At 62.0% G+C, this 17,657-nt stretch carries 12 protein-coding genes; 1 reads left to right on the top strand and 11 read right to left on the bottom strand.

The annotated features are described in order from the left end of the window. Nucleotides 1-9 precede the first annotated feature (9 nt). From purQ to QWU44_RS11260, 5 genes are all read right to left on the bottom strand, one after another. Nucleotides 10-681 carry a phosphoribosylformylglycinamidine synthase subunit PurQ gene (purQ, locus tag QWU44_RS11280; protein ID WP_370915781.1) on the bottom strand — a complete coding sequence of 224 codons (672 nt, stop codon included), beginning with the start codon at nucleotides 679-681 and terminating at the stop codon, nucleotides 10-12. Nucleotides 682-686: 5 nt separating this feature from the next. Next, nucleotides 687-926, bottom strand: a complete 240-nt coding sequence (gene purS / locus QWU44_RS11275; protein ID WP_370915780.1) for a phosphoribosylformylglycinamidine synthase subunit PurS — start codon at nucleotides 924-926, stop codon at nucleotides 687-689. 178 nt (nucleotides 927-1,104) lie between these two features. Further along, complete coding sequence (locus QWU44_RS11270) at nucleotides 1,105-2,892, bottom strand: alkaline phosphatase (protein ID WP_370915779.1); 1,788 nt, start codon at nucleotides 2,890-2,892, stop codon at nucleotides 1,105-1,107. A gap of 274 nt (nucleotides 2,893-3,166) precedes the next feature. Beyond that, nucleotides 3,167-3,658, bottom strand: a complete 492-nt coding sequence (locus QWU44_RS11265) for a glutathione peroxidase (RefSeq protein WP_370915778.1) — start codon at nucleotides 3,656-3,658, stop codon at nucleotides 3,167-3,169. 58 nt (nucleotides 3,659-3,716) lie between these two features. Beyond that, nucleotides 3,717-5,867: a S9 family peptidase gene (locus QWU44_RS11260; RefSeq protein WP_370915777.1), complete on the bottom strand. Its 2,151-nt coding sequence runs from the start codon at nucleotides 5,865-5,867 to the stop codon at nucleotides 3,717-3,719. A gap of 399 nt (nucleotides 5,868-6,266) precedes the next feature. On the opposite strand from QWU44_RS11260, the gene QWU44_RS11255 reads away from it, so the two are divergent. Beyond that, nucleotides 6,267-7,961 (top strand): DASS family sodium-coupled anion symporter, encoded by a 1,695-nt coding sequence (locus tag QWU44_RS11255; RefSeq protein ID WP_370915776.1) that lies wholly within the window; start codon nucleotides 6,267-6,269, stop codon nucleotides 7,959-7,961. Nucleotides 7,962-9,374: 1,413 nt separating this feature from the next. Here QWU44_RS11255 and QWU44_RS11250 read toward each other — a convergent pair. The 6 genes from QWU44_RS11250 to QWU44_RS11225 form a co-directional block, all read right to left on the bottom strand. Further along, entirely contained in the window at nucleotides 9,375-10,268 is an 894-nt protein-coding gene (locus tag QWU44_RS11250; RefSeq protein ID WP_370915775.1) for a phosphoribosylaminoimidazolesuccinocarboxamide synthase, read from the bottom strand. Nucleotides 10,269-10,279: 11 nt separating this feature from the next. Beyond that, nucleotides 10,280-12,730, bottom strand: a complete 2,451-nt coding sequence (locus QWU44_RS11245) for a bifunctional lysylphosphatidylglycerol flippase/synthetase MprF (RefSeq protein ID WP_370915774.1) — start codon at nucleotides 12,728-12,730, stop codon at nucleotides 10,280-10,282. Between the two features lie 47 nt (nucleotides 12,731-12,777). Continuing rightward, a complete protein-coding gene (locus QWU44_RS11240; RefSeq protein ID WP_370915773.1) occupies nucleotides 12,778-14,040 on the bottom strand; it encodes an alpha/beta hydrolase-fold protein in 1,263 nt (420 codons plus the stop codon). Between the two features lie 90 nt (nucleotides 14,041-14,130). Further along, nucleotides 14,131-15,561, bottom strand: coding sequence for an adenylosuccinate lyase (gene purB / locus QWU44_RS11235; RefSeq protein ID WP_370915772.1), 1,431 nt, complete (start codon nucleotides 15,559-15,561; stop codon nucleotides 14,131-14,133). Nucleotides 15,562-15,619: 58 nt separating this feature from the next. Next, nucleotides 15,620-16,282: a TrkA family potassium uptake protein gene (locus tag QWU44_RS11230; protein ID WP_370915771.1), complete on the bottom strand. Its 663-nt coding sequence runs from the start codon at nucleotides 16,280-16,282 to the stop codon at nucleotides 15,620-15,622. Continuing rightward, the gene (locus QWU44_RS11225; protein WP_370915770.1) at nucleotides 16,275-17,657 is read right to left on the bottom strand and encodes a TrkH family potassium uptake protein; all 1,383 of its coding nucleotides are present in this window, start codon (nucleotides 17,655-17,657) and stop codon (nucleotides 16,275-16,277) included. The genes QWU44_RS11230 and QWU44_RS11225 overlap by 8 nt, the downstream gene beginning before the upstream one ends.

Below are 17,657 nucleotides of genomic sequence, written 5' to 3'. Positions count from 1 at the left end.
GTGGCGCGGTCAGGCACCGATGTGGCTGATGGCGGACAGGAACAGTTCCAGGCCGTCGGTGGATGGTCCGGTGAGCTTCTCGACGGCGTGCTCCGGGTGCGGCATCAGGCCGACGACACGGCCGTTGGCGCTGCTGACACCGGCGATGGCGTTGACCGAACCGTTGAAGTTGTCGGTGTAGCGGAACACCACGCGGCCCTCATTCTCCAACATCTTCACGGTCTCGACGTCGGCCTGGAAGCGGCCCTCACCGTGCTTCGCGGGGATGAGGATCTTCTGCCCCTGGGCCAGGGTATTGGTCCAGGCGGTGTCCGCGTTGACGACCTCCAGGTAGGTGTCCACGCAGTGGAAGTGCAGACCCTCGTTGCGGGTCAGCGCTCCGGGGAGGAGATGTGCCTCGGTGAGGATCTGGAAACCATTGCAGATCCCGAGCACCGGCATGCCCTGGCGCGCGGCATCGACCACAGCACGCATGACGGGGGCGAGCGCCGAGATCGCACCGCTGCGCAGATAGTCACCGTAGGAGAACCCGCCGGGGACGACAACCGCATCGACACCCTTCAGGTCCTCGTCGGCGTGCCAGAGTTCGTGGACCTCGGCACCGGCGATGCGGGCCGCACGCGCGGCGTCCACGTCATCGAGAGTGCCGGGGAAGGTGATGACACCGATTTTTGCGGTCACTGGGCTCACGCCTCCCCGCGGACGATGCTGAACGTCTCGATGACGGTGTTCGCCAGCAGGGTTTCCGCGAGATGATTGAGCTGTTCGTCGGTGACGGTGTCATCCACGTCAAGCTCAAAGCGCTTACCCTGACGGACGTCCGCGACGCCGTCGATTCCGATTCGTCCCAGGGCACGGTGTACGGCCTGTCCCTGGGGATCGAGGATCTCTGCCTTCGGCATCACATTCACAACTACACGGGCCACGGTGTGTCAGCTCCCAATTTCACTGGTGTCAGGGGGATTCCGGCCCACGCGCCGTGGACCGGGGATAACGGCACCAAGACTACCGGCTGCCGGGGCGTTCACACATCTGTGAGGGGGTGTTTCATCGGCATCAGATACACCGTGCGCCCCTCCGCCGCCGGGCAATCCCCGCCACCCGTCACCCGAAAGCCGAATGGCCCGCATCGACGGGCGCATCCACCCGGTACACGCCGGGGTGTCCGGCTGCGGTGGCATAGCTCTGGGCCCAGTAGGAGGGGGCGCTCGAGTCGAGGACCGTGGCAGTGTGGTGCCAGTCCGCTTGAACGCGGTCGGGGGTGACGTCGATGCAGAGGTAGCCGTGGTAGCGCAGATCGATCCACTTGTACCAGGGATCAAGATCCCGGAGAGCCTGCTGCGCCGCTTCCATCGCCGGGCCGGTGACCACTTCCAGTTCCCGGTTCTTCGTGATTGTGTCGAACACCGATGCTCCGGTGATCGACGGGGCGACGAACTCCGTGGCGGCGACGTCTCCGCCCCGGAGACGTCGGTAGGTGAAGGCGTCGCGGGGAATGTCGGCCGCCCAGGAGGTGTGGATATCGCCGGTGAGGAACACCACATCGGTACGCCCTGCAGCGACGATCGCGTCGATGAGGCGTTGACGTTCGGCCATGTAGCCATCCCACTGGTCGGTGTTCACCGCAAGCCCGTCTGGCGGGATTCCGAGTTGCTTGACCAGCCAGTCATGGATGAAGGGGTCGAGGGTGTCCGGGATGGTCAGGGGTGCGAACATCACTTCATTGCCGATCAACTGCCACTGGGCGGTCGATGTGGTGACGGCACCTGTCAGCCAGTCGAACTGGGTCTGGCCGAGCATGGAAAGTCCGTCGCGGCCCACAGCACGAAGGAAATCCGGGTCGGTCACGTTCGCGAGAGACTGCTCGACCTGCACATCACGGTAGCTGCGCAGGTCGGGGATGATCAGCTCCATGAGGGTGCCCCACCGCAGGGTTCGGTAGAGGTGCCGGTCGTCCCTGGCCCCCTGGGTACGCACAGGCATCCACTCGAAGTATGCCCGGGTGGCTGCGGATTTGAGTTCGGAGAAGTCAGGCCCCGACCATTCGTTGTCGCCCGTTGCCCCTTCCCGCCAGGTATTGTCCGCGAATTCGTGGTCATCCCAGATGCAGACCATCGGCTTCGCAGCGTGCAGATCAGCGAGGTGCGGATCGCTGTGGTAGCAACCCTGCCGGATACGGTAGTCGGTGAGGGTGGTCGTCCGGTGTGGTGGCTGCACTCGACGGGCGACGGTCCCGTATGCTCCGGCGTAGCCGCCGGTCTCGTATTCGTAGGTGTAATCGCCCAGGTGCAGGACGAATTCGATGTCTTCCCTGGCCGCCATGTCACGGTAGCCGAGGAAATGACCGGCCTCGTAGTTCGCACAACTCGTCACCCCGAAGCGGACGGAGCCGGGGCGGGTGTAGGCTCCCGGAGCGGTGCGGGTGCGCCCGGTCCGGGAAACTGCGCCTGCGGAGGGACCGTCGACGACGCTGAAGCGGTAGAAGTAGGTCGTGGCCGGTGTCAGTCCTCTGACGTCGACCTTGACGGTGTGATCGAAGACCGCGCTCGTGTGCTCTCGTCCGCTGCGCACGATTCGACCGAACCCGGGGTCGAGGGACACCTCCCACTGCACGATGGTGGGGTCACCGAGACCTGAACCCGGGGCTGCCTCAGGTATCGGAGTGACGCGGGTCCAGATGATGACGGCATCCGGGAGCGGATCGCCAGAGGCAACGGAGTGCAGGAAAGCTGTTACACCGGCGGCTCCGGGTTCACCCGCGGCAGCGATCTCTTCCCACGGGAGCAGGTTTGCACCCGCGAGCGTGACCCCGGTAAAAGCGGTGCTGCGGAGAAACGCACGGCGGGTTAACCCACCGTCCGATCCGAATTGGCGGTTGTCCTGCTGCGGCATGAACCCATCCCCTTGTCATCAGCGACCGGCGCAGACCTGGGCATGACACACCGGTAGGGGGAGAACTGATCCCGGTTTGCGGCGGCACCCCTGCGCAACAGCAAAAGCGTAGCAACGTTTGACATGGGCCAAAGCGAGTCACGCCAGCCCACGGGGCGGATGAGGTGCAGACTTTCCCCGACCGGAACCCCGCGTTAAAGAACCGTTCATCGACCCCTCACCCGGGTGTCGGGCAAAGCGGGTGATCACCGGGGGTGAACAACCGCGGTATCGCCTACAGCGGCAGATGCCGCTCGATCAGATCGATCACCGCATCATCCTCCGGATCAGTGCCGGGCCGGAATCGGCCAACCACCCCGCCCGCGTCGTCGACAAGGAACTTTTCGAAATTCCACTGCACGTCACCGGCGACACCGTCAGCATCCGGGGTCTGCTTGAGCAGTGTGTACAGCGGATGTTCCGCGTCACCGTTGACGTCCGATTTCGCGAGCATCGGGAAACTGACACCGAAGGAGGTGCTGCAGAATTCCGCAATCTCCTCCGCCGAACCGGGTTCCTGACCCTTGAACTGGTTGCAGGGAACCCCGATGACGAAGAATCCCCGTGCCTGGTACTCATCGAACAGATGTTGCAGTCCCCCGTACTGATTCGTGAAACCACAGCCGCTCGCGGTGTTGACGATGAGCAGGACATGTCCCGCCCAATCCGCCATGGTGGTTTCTCGACCATCGAGAGTGGTCACGGGAATGTCATAGATGGCGCTCATACTGCAAGTGTAGCGCTCTCTCACACGGAGCCCGGCGATCCGCGTTCGCCCCAGACCACTACTCCGTACGGCCTGTCGCCTGGTTGATCAGCCAGGCATACTCGAACGCAGTTTGCTTCCAGCGCTCGTAACGGCCGGACACTCCACCGTGCCCGGCGGACATCTCGGTGCGGAGCAGGAACTGCCCGGACGTCGCCGTGGCACGGAGCTTCGCGATCCACTTCGCCGGTTCCACGTAGAGCACCCGGGTGTCATTCAGCGACGTGACCGCGAGGATGTTCGGATATGCCTTGGCCTCAATGTTCTCGTATGGGGCATAGGAGGCCATGTACTCGTAGGCTGCCTTGTCGTGCAGCGGATCGCCCCATTCGTCCCATTCCGTGACGGTGAGTGGCAGCTCGGGCATCAGCATGCTGGTAAGTGGGTCGACAAAAGGAACGATCGCCTCGATGGCACGGAACCTGTCCCCACCCATATTCGCGATAGCACCCATCAGTAGGCCACCCGCCGAACCGCCGAGGGCAACGAGTTGTTCCCGGGTGGTCACCCGCCGAGCGAGAAGATCATCCGCGACATCGAGGAAATCGGTGAACGTGTTCTTCTTCGACATCGTCTTCCCGTTGTCGTACCAGAGCCTTCCCATCTCCCCACCGCCCCGGATGTGGGCGAAGGCGGTGATCATCCCCCGGTCCAGCATCGACAGCCAGGACACCGAGAAGCCTGGGTCCATGGACGATTCATAGGATCCGTACCCGTAGATCAGCGTCGGGTTCGGCTCGGTCAGATCCAGGTCGGCTCGGTGCAGGAGAGAGACGGGGATACGGGCACCGTCACGGGCGGTGACCCACAGTCGGGTCGCCATGTAGTCCTCCGGGTTGTAACCGCCGCACACCTCCTGTTCCTTCAGCAGCACCCGCTCACCGGTAGACACGGTGTAGTTGTACAACTGCGCCGGAGTGACGAAGGAGGTGTAACTGAGCCGGATGACCGGTGCATCCCACTCCGGTTGCCCGCCCGCACCGACACTGCTCAATTCCTCATCGAAACGAATCTCATCGAAAGCACCGTAGCCCTCCTTCCCGTCAAGACGCATCACGGCGACCCTGCCTATAGCCCCGGCTCGATAAGCCAGAACAATGAAATCACGGTAGGTGTCCACCCCCTCGATCCGGACATCATCGCGATGCGGGATCAGTTGCCGGAGGGAGCGCAGATCGGTGAACTCACCGACGGCGCACTCCCCGACGGCGAAGTTAGGTCCATCGGCGTTGTGCGTGATCAACCACCTGTCCTCTCCACCGACCACGGCGTGATCGACGTCGTATTCAATGCCCTCCTTGCGCGGGAGCAGACAACGGAACTCACCGGTCGGGTCGTCCATGTCCAGCACCCAGGTCTCGCTCGTGGTCTTGGAGCCGGTGCCGATGAAAACGTATTTCTCACTCCGGGAAGTTCCGACGCCGGTCCAGAACCGCTCGTCCGGCTCGTGGAACACGCGGACGTCGTCCTCCGCCGGGGTCCCCACCTTGTGCCGCCAGACCGAGTCCGGCCGCCAGGCGTCGTCGACCCGCTGGTAGAAGATATAATCCTCCCCCACCCAGGTCGCGCCGTAGGAGATGCCGTCCAGTCTGTCGTCGAGAAGTTCCCCCGTCTCCAGATCCTTGATCCGGAGGGTGAAGCGCTCATCACCCGCGGTGTCCACCGAGTAGGCGAGGTAGCGACCCGATCGCGTCACACTCGACGCCCCGAGGGCGAAGAACTCGTGCCCCTCGGCAAGTTCGTTGCAATCGAGAATGACTGTCTCTCCCTCGAGCGTCCCGTCCTCGGGGATGACCGGCGGCACCCAAGCGTCGGCCCCAGGGTCCGCGGGCACCCGGCAGGAGATACCGTAGCTCGACCCCTCGACGGTCCGCCCGAAGTACCACCACTCACCGGCACGGGTGGGAACGGACATGTCCGTCTCCTTCACCCGGGACTTGATCTCAGTGAAGACGTTCTTCCGCAGGACATCCAGGTCACCCGTCATCGCATCGGTGTAGGCGTTCTCCGCGTGCAGGTGATCGAGGGTCTCCCGGGATTCCTTGTCCCTCAGCCACTCATAGTCGTCGACGAGCCGGTGTCCGTGATATTCACGGACGACAGGATGACGGGCTGCGAGCGGTGGTCGCACGGTGTTCGGTCGTGTTGCTCCGGAATCTGCATTGTCCATTTCGTTGATGCTACCCGCGCACCGCCGACCCCGCGTTCCTGAAACAGGCACCGCGGAACAGTTCGGCAGGGGAAGACATCCCTCACTGCATCCGTCAGTTCGAGCCATTGACCGTACACATGAAGCCACCCCTTAATCACCCCCCATTTTCCGGGTCGAGTCCGAGCTGACCACTGTTTTTGCCGCTCGCGGGAGAGCTGAACCATACTGCCACATCAATTGTTAACTAATGAACACGTCCGCCCGCTACATTTAGATCGAGCACCGTCTCGTACCGAACGCAGACGGAGTGCCTGCGGGTCAGCGGTAAAAAGCACGATCCGGGTAGACGCCCCCGGAGTCCCGCCAACCACCCCCTCGCAGGCACCCCCTGTGACACACACAGTTGAAAGAGGCCTCATGCCCAAACCGATCGACAACATCGGCGAGCACGAATCAATCGTGTCGCATCCTTACCTCTCAGCGAAATCCCACGGTGACGTCGACCCGTTCGAACACCACGACATCGGCCCCGGTGCACCGAACGAATCTCCGGGGCAGCAGGCGGAAGCCGTCGAACGCAACGAACTCATCCGGCAGCGGGCCGGACTCATCGGTGGTGTGCTCATTGCGGCCCTGATCTACTGGATCATGCCGAATGACACCACCACGCACGAGATGCGGGCGACCGCAGCGATCGCGACGCTCATGGGCATCTGGTGGATGACCGAAGCCATCCCGATCCCCATCACCGCACTCCTGCCGCTCGTTCTTTTTCCTGCCTTCAACGTCGCCAAGATCAAGGATTTCTCCGGCGCCTACACCCAGGACGTCATCTTCCTGTTCATGGGGGGCTTCATGCTCGCACTCGCCATGCAACGGTGGAACCTGCACCGGAGAATCTCACTCCACATCGTTCGAGCGATGGGTACCTCTTCATCAACGATCATCCTCGGCTTCATGCTCGCCACGGGATTCCTGTCGATGTGGGTCTCCAACACGGCGACAGCAGTGATGATGCTCCCGATCGGTGTCTCCGTCCTGACCCTGATCAACGACAGCCTGGATGCCGACAAGAAGCGTGAACTCGGCGAAGACCCCGACGCACTCGACGATTCCGAAGGCGGCCCCGCAGAGCCGCCAAAGACGAACTTCGGTATCGCACTCATGCTCGGCATCGCCTACGCAGCATCCATCGGTTCCCTCGGCACGATCATCGGCACCCCGCCGAACACGCTGCTCGCCGGCTACATGTCCGAACAAGGGCGTCCCATCAGCTTCGGTGAATGGATGCTCGTCGGTGTACCGCTCGCGGTGGTTCTGCTCCTCGCCTGTTGGCTCCTGCTCGTCAAGGTCGTGTTCAAACCGGAGATCGACCACATTCCGGGTGGACGCGAGGTTATGCACAAGGAACTCAAGGCAATGGGCCCGATGTCCTCCGGTGAACGTCTCGTCGGCATCGTCTTCGTCTTCGCGGCCGTCGCCTGGATCGCCGTTCCCCTCGTCTTCAAGGGCACGACCTTCGCGTCAAACTTCAGCTCCGCCGTCATCGCGATGATCGTCGGCATCATTCTGTTCATCATTCCGGCGGACCTGAAGAAGGGCACTCCGCTGCTCGACTGGCACACCGCCCTCGAACTTCCCTGGGGTGTGCTCCTGCTGTTCGGTGGCGGACTCGCCCTGTCCACCCAGTTCTCCGCCACGGAACTGTCCCTGTGGATCGGTGAACGCGTCGGCGCCCTGGAGAACCTGCCCATCGTTCTCCTCGTCATCGTCCTCGGTGCAGTCGTTCTCGTCCTCACCGAGTTCACCTCCAACACCGCGACGGCCGCGACCTTCCTCCCCGTCGTCGGCGGAGTCGCCATCGGCCTCGGCATGAACCAGATGTACCTGGCCATTCCGGTTGCCCTGGCTGCCACCTCCGCATTCATGCTCCCGGTAGCGACACCACCGAACGCCATCGCCTACGGTTCCGGATACGTCACCATGAACAACATGCTGAAAGCCGGAATCTGGCTCAACGTCATCGCACTGTTCCTCATCACCATCATCGTGATGACGCTGGGGGTCGCCGTATTCGATCTCAACAGCCCACTGCCCACCCCCGCCGGCTGAGGTAGACTCCCCGGCTCCGACACCAGAGGACGACGCCCGCCCCGATCACACGGGCGGGCGTCGTTCTTTACGCTCCAGCACAGCACTCGGCCATTGATGGAGGGACATGAAAAACCCCGCCAGGACTCACCCCAGGCCACCTACTCAATTTTATAGTTCCCTCCTGCTCACCGGTGTCCATGCGGTCCTGGAGCAGCCACCTGGTCACAGTGCCCGGGCGGACCCCGACATCATGGGCAGCCTGCTCCACCGTGACACCCGGGGTCACGGTTGCTGACCGCGCACCAGGCCACGCGCATCACATCGTCACGGACCTGGCCGGGATGGGACCCCGGCATGCTCACGCCCTTCCGGCCAGCCCCTCGGTCCAGTCATCTCGAATGCCACCTATCCCCGCGTCAGCCCCTCGGTAAACAGGCCATGGATACTTTGACATGCACCATGGAAGATGGCCCTGTGCCAAAGGGGTACTCCACGCGCGAACGTGCCCAACCCGCCGAGAACCAAGGCCAAGACGCTAGCTACGGATGTATCTGATCGGTCAAAGACTGCACAAGATAGCCAGACTCGCACAAGGGTACCGATAGTGGTGACACGCTTGGTATTTCCCGGGTACGCATGAAGGCGTGGAAAACGCCATTTCAACCACTACGACAAGCACACGACCTCGTTGGAAGAGCTTGAGTTCATTTCCGATGTGCGACAGCTCTTCGTATTCCGTGAGAAAGAGTTCACCCTGAACCGCTTCGCCACTTACCGTTCGTCAGCGCACAACGATTACGAATTCCTTTCAAGTACCCGGTATCCCGTATCCACCAATGTCCACAAAAAGCACCCTGCGCGTATTCCTCGTCAAGGGTTTTGTCGATCATCAGGCAGAAGAAATTGCGTATCCGGGTCTCGGCAAGCCCTAAGTTTGCTCAGCAAAGCCCTTCCCGCGATACACAATCCTTCCTAGGTAAATACTTATTGCCATGGCAACACGATTGAGCCACTTAACACGGTGTTCAAGAATGGTGCCGCAGGTCTGGAGGATGAGACTCGACGGCTCATTCGTGGCTTCGCCAAAACCACCCTTATTATCGCCTATTATCGCCACTATCGCCTTGGATACCATAGGCGTCAACACTCGTTGATGATATTCACTGGCGGATCCTTGTTGCCGGAAGTTGCGTGCCGTGCCGCCGGTGTGCGGGCGTTTTACATCCACGGAGACGCTTGACGAAATGATCGATACCAGCCCAGCTAACGAGAAGGCGGGATAGCCTTTGTCTGATCCGCGAATGCGGCTCAGGTTACGCGTCGTTCCTGCCCCATCTTCGACCTTCCGGCTCCACCCAGAACCCCAGAATTGCAAAATCCCCACTCACGAGCAGTGCCCACGGAAGGGTTATCTGTGAAAACGGACGTCAGTCAGACGCAGCAGCCGATCCAATTGCCGAACTTCTGACCGGACACCCGCTCATACGCCTCGATGTAGCGCTCACGGGTGGCCTCGACGACACCACCGGGAAGCGGCGGAGGCTGCGTATTCGAGGACTTGTCCCACCCCGATTTCGGCCCGGTGAGCCAGTTGCGCACAAACTGTTTGTCGAAACTCGGCTGAACCTTTCCCTCCTCGTAGACATCCGCCGGCCAGTACCGGGAGGAATCCGGAGTGAGTACCTCGTCGGCGAGAACGAGATGCCCGTTCTCGTCAACGCCGAACTCGAACTTCGTGTCAGCCAGAATCAGATCATGTTCGAGCGCAAGCTCCGCCGCGCGAGTGTAGATGGCCAGTGTCGCGTCACGAAGCTCCGTCGCGCGGGCTTCGCCGAGACGCTCGGCGACATCCTCGAAGGTGACGTTCTCGTCGTGGTCCCCGAACTCCGCTTTGGTGGCGGGAGTGAAGATCGGCTGTGGGAGACGGGAGGATTCCCGGAGCCCCTCCGGGAGCTCGATTCCGCACACCGCACCGGTCTCCTGGTACTCGGCCAGCGCGGAACCCGTAAGGTAACCACGTGCCACGCACTCGAAGGGGATCATCTCCAGCTTCTTGCACACCAGGGCACGCCCGAGAACCTCCTCGGGGATACGCTCATCGTCGATGGGGCCCGCGAGATGATTCGGGAAATCAATGGCGTCGAAAAACCAGACGCTCATGGCCGTAAGAATGCGGCCCTTGTCGGGGATCTCGGTATCCAGAATGTGGTCGTACGCGGAGATGCGATCAGATACGACCATCAAAAGCGTGTCCTCGTCGATCTCGTAGATCTCGCGGACCTTTCCGGCTGAGAGATGGTTGTACTGGGAGAGTTCAGGGCGCATGATGACATAGTCTAGCCCTGCGCCCACACCCGCGCCACGTGAACCGCCTGGCTGACCTCCATCTGTGGCACGTAGCACCGACCGATGGCCACCCCGATCGAAGGCAAAGCGAGCTCATCTCGGTAACAGAGATACCAGGACTCATGCCGTGGGTGGAACTTCGATTTGAACGCCGCCAACGACTTGAACCCGTAGAGCGGTTCCAGAAATGCACCAACTCGGTCGAGGACAGCCGCGACACCGCCGGCCTCCGCTCCTCCCGTGTGCGCAAGCGGTGCGCCCGACAGAGAAACCCACTCCAACCCGTCGGACTGCGCGCGCAACATCGTTTCGGCGATGAGAAACTCCACGACCGGCCGAAACCCCTCCGTGTCCCGGCGCATAAAATCCAGCATCCGTCCGATGACCACACCATCACGACGTACCGGCAACCAACTGGTAACCCCATGAACCCTGTCATCCGCGTCGAGTGCGAGCATCAACGCCACGTCCGGTGCAGCGATCTCATTGACCCCACCGAGAGTGAAACCCATCTCGGGCAACGCCTTGTCCGCCACCCACTCCTCGCTCAGCTCGATGATCTGCTCCCGGATCACCGGACCGAGCTCCTTCCACGAAGTCCATTCCGCCCGGATACCCTCCTTCACCGCACGATTCCTCGCGGTCCGGACATCCTGGAACTTCTTTCCGCGGAACTCGACGGTCGTCGTATCGCAGATGGCTTCCATCGCGACCTGCACCGCGTGGAAATCGGCGCTACTCCGACCGACGGCAAAGTCTGAGCGAACCGAATACCATGCGACCCTACGTCCACGGGCAGCGACGAATTCCTCGAACCGTCGCGCCAGTTCCTGCGGATCAGTGCCCCCGGTCGTAACCGGTTCGCCGACGGTCACCGCCACATCCGCGTACACCCGGTACGCGACATATCCACCGTCCGTCAGGAAGTACCGGTTACCTGGCCAGAGCGTCATCGCTGAGAGGTGGTCCCCGGTACCCGAATCGAGCATCTCCGCCGCGCGGAGGCGATTCCGGGTGTCTCCCGGATCCCCGGTGGACGTCACCGCGACAAACAGAGCAAGTACGACCCCCGCCCAGAAAATCACGCCGATCCATACCGAGAGCGCCCAGCTCAGCTCACCGACCGGGACTAGATCATGATCGATGTTGTCCCCGAGTACCGGAGGTATGTAGTGCAGTAACCACGATCTCAGCACGGACACCGGCTCCGCCCGGGGAAGGAAATCGTCGCGGAAGGCCAATGCCCCGAGTATCCAGACCACTCCCGTGCCCACAAGGAGCAGCAGAATCCGCCGGAACAGGGCCACCACCGCTCCCCGGTGCACCCGCACACCGACGAAACGCCGGTATTTGATGAGCAGGAGGAGAACCACCACCCACGGCACCACGACACCCGCAAGACTGGACCAGGCATAGATGCCACCACCGAGATCACCGATGCGCGCCAGCATTTCTAGCGCAAGTACTCCGATGGTTACCACCTGCGTTACCACGGCCGCCATGAACGCGAGTCGACGCCCGCGGGCGATCCCGAGCGCGATGACAGCCATGAGAATGATCGGAAGCTGGTTCAGAAGGAACGGGCCGATTCCGGTCTGCCGCAGCTCATTGCTGGCATCGGCACAGGCCAGTGAACTGGGGTCCATATCGCAGATCTCCAAGGCGTCCCGGAGCCCGAATCCGGAATCAAACGTCAGGACTGCAATCCCGGATAGCGGGCCTGCAGAATCCGGGTTTAACCCCGCCACGAGAGGACCGACCGCGACGGAGATCATCGCGATGGCGAGCAGTGTGCGGGCCTCCCGGAACGAGACCGCCCCGAAACGGAGGGAACGTTCCACGAGCCACTGACCGATGAATAGGCCGATCAGAACCGCGGCAAGCCGCACGAAATCAGTGACGATCCCCGAGTAGAGGAACAGCGTCAGAGCGAAGGCGAGGACCACCGCCCGTACCCGACGCCGCCACAACGCGGTCATGGACGCCGAGGCGAAGGCCGCAGTGCCGAACACCCAGGACACAGGCGACAACGAATACTGTCCGGACAGGAGCTCACCCCAGTGGCTACCCGTACCGACGACAGCCTGGGCCGCAGTAAGCCCCGCTATCACGGAGAATGCCTGGATCACCACGGCTGCGATGGCGTAACGGTGACTACCGAGCTGCCGCTCCGCGAGGAGCCCGAGGGAAAGTAGGACGAGGGATGCGAGGATCACCGCAGACAGTGTCGGCCCGGTCAGGCCTGCGGTAAGCACAGCCCAGGGGTGGAGCTGCGGGGCAGCCGCCCCGAGTGCGGATTCCAGGGCATCACCATCGCCCCGCCAGACCGCGAACAACAGCCAGTTCAGGATGAGCGCCGACACGGTCACTGGAGCGCCCCGCAGCAGGCCCGCCAACCACCGGGCGATCATCGACACGGTATGCACCATCCCCTTCCCCATGGCACGCACGGTACTCCCCCGATCCGTCCCTCTCTCTACACCGGACATCAGTGCAGGCCGCCCCGCTCAGCCGCAAAGTCGAGGGTCTCGCGGAAAGCATTCCGCCATGTCTTGTAGTCGTGGCTACCCTGAACGGTGAAGAACTCCGTGTCCATCCCGGCATCACTGGTTACCCGCTGCATGAACTTCAGATCCTCGATCGCCTCATCATCATCGTCACCGGCCACAAACCTTCCGGCGATCCCGGAGTAACGCGTAGATCCCTCCTCGATGGCTTTAGCGAGCTGATCAGCCGGATTCGCCTGGATAAAGGACTGCTCACTGCCGCCGAAATACTCGTCGACGGTCTCCTTGTGATCACCGGTGCCGAGCTCGGCCTGACCGGAATAATTGAGGAACGTTCCGTAAGAGTCTGGGTGGTTCACGAGAACTTGAAGCGAGCATGTGCCACCGTAACTGAGTCCCCCGATGGACCAGTGGGACTGGTCCGGATCAACCCGCAGGCGATCCTTGACACCAGCCGGTACATCTACGGCGAGCCAAGTCTGGACTTGGCCACGGTCACTGTTGATGCACAATGGATTGGCTCCGAAACTCCCAGTACCATCGACGCTGATCACGATAGGAGTGACACCGTTATGCCGCGCCTGATAATCCACGAGGGTCTCCGCTGCGCCCCCCGCATTGAACCACTGGTCAGGCGAGCCTGGGTTACCGGCCAGAAGAATGATGACAGGTAGCTCCAGGTCGGGGTCCGAGAAGTACGCAGGTGGTACCCAGGCGATGGCGTCACGGTGCGTGAACTTCGATTCCGTCGCATCGAGGGGAAGTGTGACAAGGGCTGCGGCGTTGTGACCGTTGATCGTCGGTACCTCAGTCTGCCTCTGGAACTCCGCATAACTCATATCCACAGCAATCGGGGATGGATCCAGGGAGCGGAGGGTCGGGTAGCTCTTGTATACCTGATTAACCACTGCGAGAGTGGCCACCACACCGAGCACCGCCGGAATCACCAAGATCCGACGACGCCCCTTCTGCAGTATGAGGGCCGCGATGACGAAGAAAGCAACCACTCCAGCCAGATAGATCCGGACGGGTAGCGAGTCAGGGAACGGCCGCCAGAGGTATTCGAGAACCAACCACACCAGAAGGGTAATAGCCAGCGCCGCACCCACCGCGATGAGAGTCCGGCGCCGAAGCTCAGGTTTTCGGGCTCCAACAGCGGCAAACAGCCCAACCACGGCGAGGACGGATACGGTCACAGCCACGGCCAGGGACCCTGTGAGGGAAATGGCGGGAAGTTCATTCATGCCGACGAATCTATCCGGTTCCATCACGAAAGCGCTCGCAGGTACCTGTCAACCAGATGTGAGTTCCCCGTATCCGCTGTGGTTACCGGATCAGAGAATCTCGCCTGGCCGGTAGGTCGCAGCCACCGGGTGCCGGTTAACCAGGTCCTGGATGCGGGTCAACACCCGAGAAACCTGGCTCTCCGCTGCACCAATGAAGACATGCCGATCCGCCAAGGCGTCGACAAGCTGCTGTCGGTCGAGCGGCAACCGGGTATCCGCGGCAAGCCGGTCCACCAGATCCTGTTCCCCACCGTTCTCCCGCATGTTCAGAGCGCAAGCGACCGCGTTGTGTTTAATCACCTCGTGCGCCGTCTCCCGCCCTACCCCGGCACGAACCGCCGCCATGAGGATCCGGGTGGTCGCCAGGAACGGGAGGTAGCGCTCCAACTCACGGTCGATCATCGCGGGGAATGCCCCGAACTCATCGAGCACCGTGAGGAATGTTTCGAACTGCCCGTCAAGGGCAAAAAAGGCATCAGGCAGTGCGACGCGCCGGACTACGGAGCAGAACACGTCTCCCTCGTTCCACTGCTGCCCGGAGAGATCAGCAATCATGGTCAGGTAACCACGGAGGACGATCTGCAGACCACCGACGCGCTCACAGGAACGGGCGTTCATCTTGTGCGGCATCGCCGATGAACCGACCTGTCCTTCCTTGAATCCCTCCGTGACGGTCTCATTCCCAGCCATCAGCCGGATCGTGTGGGCCAGTGATGACGGACCCGCGCCCAACTGCACCAGTGCAGAGACGACATCAAAATCGAGGGAACGCGGATAGATCTGTCCGACTGAGTCGAATATCCGGGAGAATCCGAGGTGATCGGCGATTCGGGTCTCCAGCGACGCGAGCTTGGTCTCATTGCCGCCCACGAGGTCCAACATGTCCTGGGCAGTTCCCATCGGCCCCTTGATCCCCCGGAGCGGATAACGCGCCAGCAGTCCCTCAGTCCGTTCCACGGCCACCAACATCTCGTCCGCGGCGGAAGCGAAGCGTTTGCCCAACGTAGTGGCCTGGGCGGCGACATTGTGCGACCGGCCTGCCATGACAACCGACTGGTATTCGGAAGCGCGCTCACCCATACGCGCGATGACGGCTACCGCCTTGTCCCGGACAATTTCAAGCGAACGGTGAATTTGCAGTTGCTCCACGTTCTCGGTGAGATCCCGACTGGTCATCCCCTTGTGGATCTGTTCGTGCCCAGCGAGAGCGTTGAATTCCTCGATACGGGCCTTCACGTCATGCCGGGTGACACGCTCCCGAGCTGCGATCGATTCCAGGTCGACCTGGTTGATCACCCGTTCGTACGCGGCAATGGCGTCACCTGGGATGTCCACCCCGAGATCCTTCTGGGCCTTCATGACCGCGATCCAGAGCTGGCGCTCCATGATGATCTTGGCTTCCGGACTCCACAGATTGGTCAGTTCCGTGGACGCGTAGCGAGTGGACAGGACGTTGGCGATCTTCTTCTTGGCAGGCACCCGGTCATTATCGCACGAGAGAACGAGTGCCAGTCGGAAACAACCACTTCGGGTGGGGTCAGCCCGCGGTGACGAATGCCTCAAGGACATCCGGATCCCCGGCCGCGATGACGAGATCACCGGAGCGGATCATGACATCGGGGCGTGCCACCGCAAAACGTGTCCCGGGATGCCGAACCGCAACGATGTGAACACCCGGTGGTACGTCCCCGACCTTCTTCCCCAACATCGACATCGGCGGCGCCAGTTTGACGACCGCGAAATCCCGGTCGAATTCGGCGTACTCCTCAACGTTCCCGGTCATCAGGTGGGCAATCCGCCGCCCGGTGTCCCGCTCGGGGCGAATGACGTGATGAACACCTATCTGGGTGAGGATCTTCGCATGGGCATCACCGTCAGCCTTGGCCCACACGTTGGGTACACCGAGTTCAATAACAGCGGATGCCGTGAGCAGGGATGCCGCCATGTCCGAACCGATTCCGACAACGACACGTTGACACTCGTGCACCGACAATTGCCGCAGAGCCTCGATGTTGGTGGTGTTCGCGATCGTCGCGTGGGTGAGTACACCTGCCGCTCCGGACACAACATCCTCCCTATCGTCGACACCGAGGACCTCCACCCCGGACGCGACGAGTTCCTCCCCTAGTGCCATACCGAAACGCCCCAGACCGAGAATGACAACGGGCGGCAGGGAGCGGCGGCGCAGGAAACTAACCAATGTAGGGCCTTTCAACGGGATGCGAATAGAGGATACCGGTTCGGTTCCGGGTCGCCAGCGCAGCGACGAGGGTGATCGGTCCGATGCGGCCGGCGTACATGAGTGGAACAAGAAGCAGTTGCCCGGCTGGCGGCAGGTCCGGGGTGATACCCGTCGACAGGCCGACTGTAGCGAAGGCACTGACCACCTCAAACACGATTCTGTTCGTGGTTATCTCAGGTGCAAGGAGCATCATCGCACCGATCACCCCCGCAACTGAGACCCCGGCCAGAACGATGACGGTCAGCGCCTGTCGGATCGTCCGCTGCGGGATCCGCCTGCTGTAGGCGGAGACATGCTCCGAACCACGGATTTCGGCGACGACCACAGCCACCAGCACCGCAGCCGTCGTCACCTTCACTCCACCGGCAGTACCACCAGAACCTCCGCCGATGAACATCAGGACATCGGTCAGCAGAAGACTCGACGGATGCAGCGCTCCGATATCAACCGTGTTGAATCCCGCGGTCCGGGTGGTGACTGACTGGAAGAACGAATTGAGCAGCTTGTCACTGACGTTGAACTCGGCCAAGACCCCACGCCACTCAAGAGCCGCGTATCCAACCCATCCTGACAGGATGAGCAGAGCCGTACCCGTCAGCGTGAATCGGGCGGTCAGGGACATCTGCGGCAGGGTACGAACCCCCTGGGTCCGACGACGGATCCGGAGCGCCGTCTCAAGCAACACTGGATACCCCAGTCCACCAACGATGATCGCACCCGCTACGGGAAGCACGATCCCGGTGTCCCGGGCATAGGGCACGAGATTGTCGCTCCGCAGACCGAAACCAGCGTTGTTGAAGGCGGAGACCGCATGGAAACCACCCTCCCAGACACTCGCGGCCCAGTTAAAACCGTAGGAGTGAAAACGAAAGGTAAGCAGAATACCGACGATCAGCTCCGCCATGACGGTGAAACTGATCGTGGCGACGAGGAGGGTACGGACGTCACCCAGGTGTATCCCGCGCCCCTCCGCGGCGGCGTTGAGCCGGGACTGTAGACCGATCCTCCCGGCCACCGCCCACGAGGTGAATGTAGCCAGGGTCATGATCCCGAGTCCACCGAGTTGGATGAGCAGGACTATCACCGCCTGCCCGAAGTGAGACCAGTAGGTCGCGGTGTCGACGACGATCAACCCTGTGAGACACACCGCAGAGGTGGCGGTGAACAGGGCTGTGACAACATCAGCCCCTCCGTCGCCCGCTCGCGAGAACGGGAGCAGGAGAAGAAGGGTTCCGGAGGTTATCAGGATGGCGAATGCCCCGGCCACGAGCCGGGCCGGACTGAGGGGACTGTGCGGGGACCCCGGACCGCGCCCAGGGAGAGTTCTGCTCAC

This window comes from Corynebacterium sp. CCM 9203, from assembly GCF_041357675.1.
GTDB lineage: Bacteria > Actinomycetota > Actinomycetes > Mycobacteriales > Mycobacteriaceae > Corynebacterium.
Note: the sequence above shows the minus strand (reverse complement) of the source record. Positions and strands in the feature narration are given on the sequence as shown.

Excerpts from the sequence above, each read along its gene's own strand:
- QWU44_RS11270 (WP_370915779.1), bottom strand. The coding sequence starts at position 2,892 with ATGCCGCAGCAGGACAACCGCCAATTCGGATCGGACGGTGGGTTAACC.
- QWU44_RS11265 (WP_370915778.1), bottom strand. The coding sequence starts at position 3,658 with ATGAGCGCCATCTATGACATTCCCGTGACCACTCTCGATGGTCGAGAA.
- QWU44_RS11260 (WP_370915777.1), bottom strand. The coding sequence starts at position 5,867 with ATGGACAATGCAGATTCCGGAGCAACACGACCGAACACCGTGCGACCA.
- QWU44_RS11255 (WP_370915776.1), top strand. The coding sequence starts at position 6,267 with ATGCCCAAACCGATCGACAACATCGGCGAGCACGAATCAATCGTGTCG.
- QWU44_RS11250 (WP_370915775.1), bottom strand. The coding sequence starts at position 10,268 with ATGCGCCCTGAACTCTCCCAGTACAACCATCTCTCAGCCGGAAAGGTC.
- QWU44_RS11245 (WP_370915774.1), bottom strand. The coding sequence starts at position 12,730 with ATGGGGAAGGGGATGGTGCATACCGTGTCGATGATCGCCCGGTGGTTG.
- QWU44_RS11240 (WP_370915773.1), bottom strand. The coding sequence starts at position 14,040 with ATGAATGAACTTCCCGCCATTTCCCTCACAGGGTCCCTGGCCGTGGCT.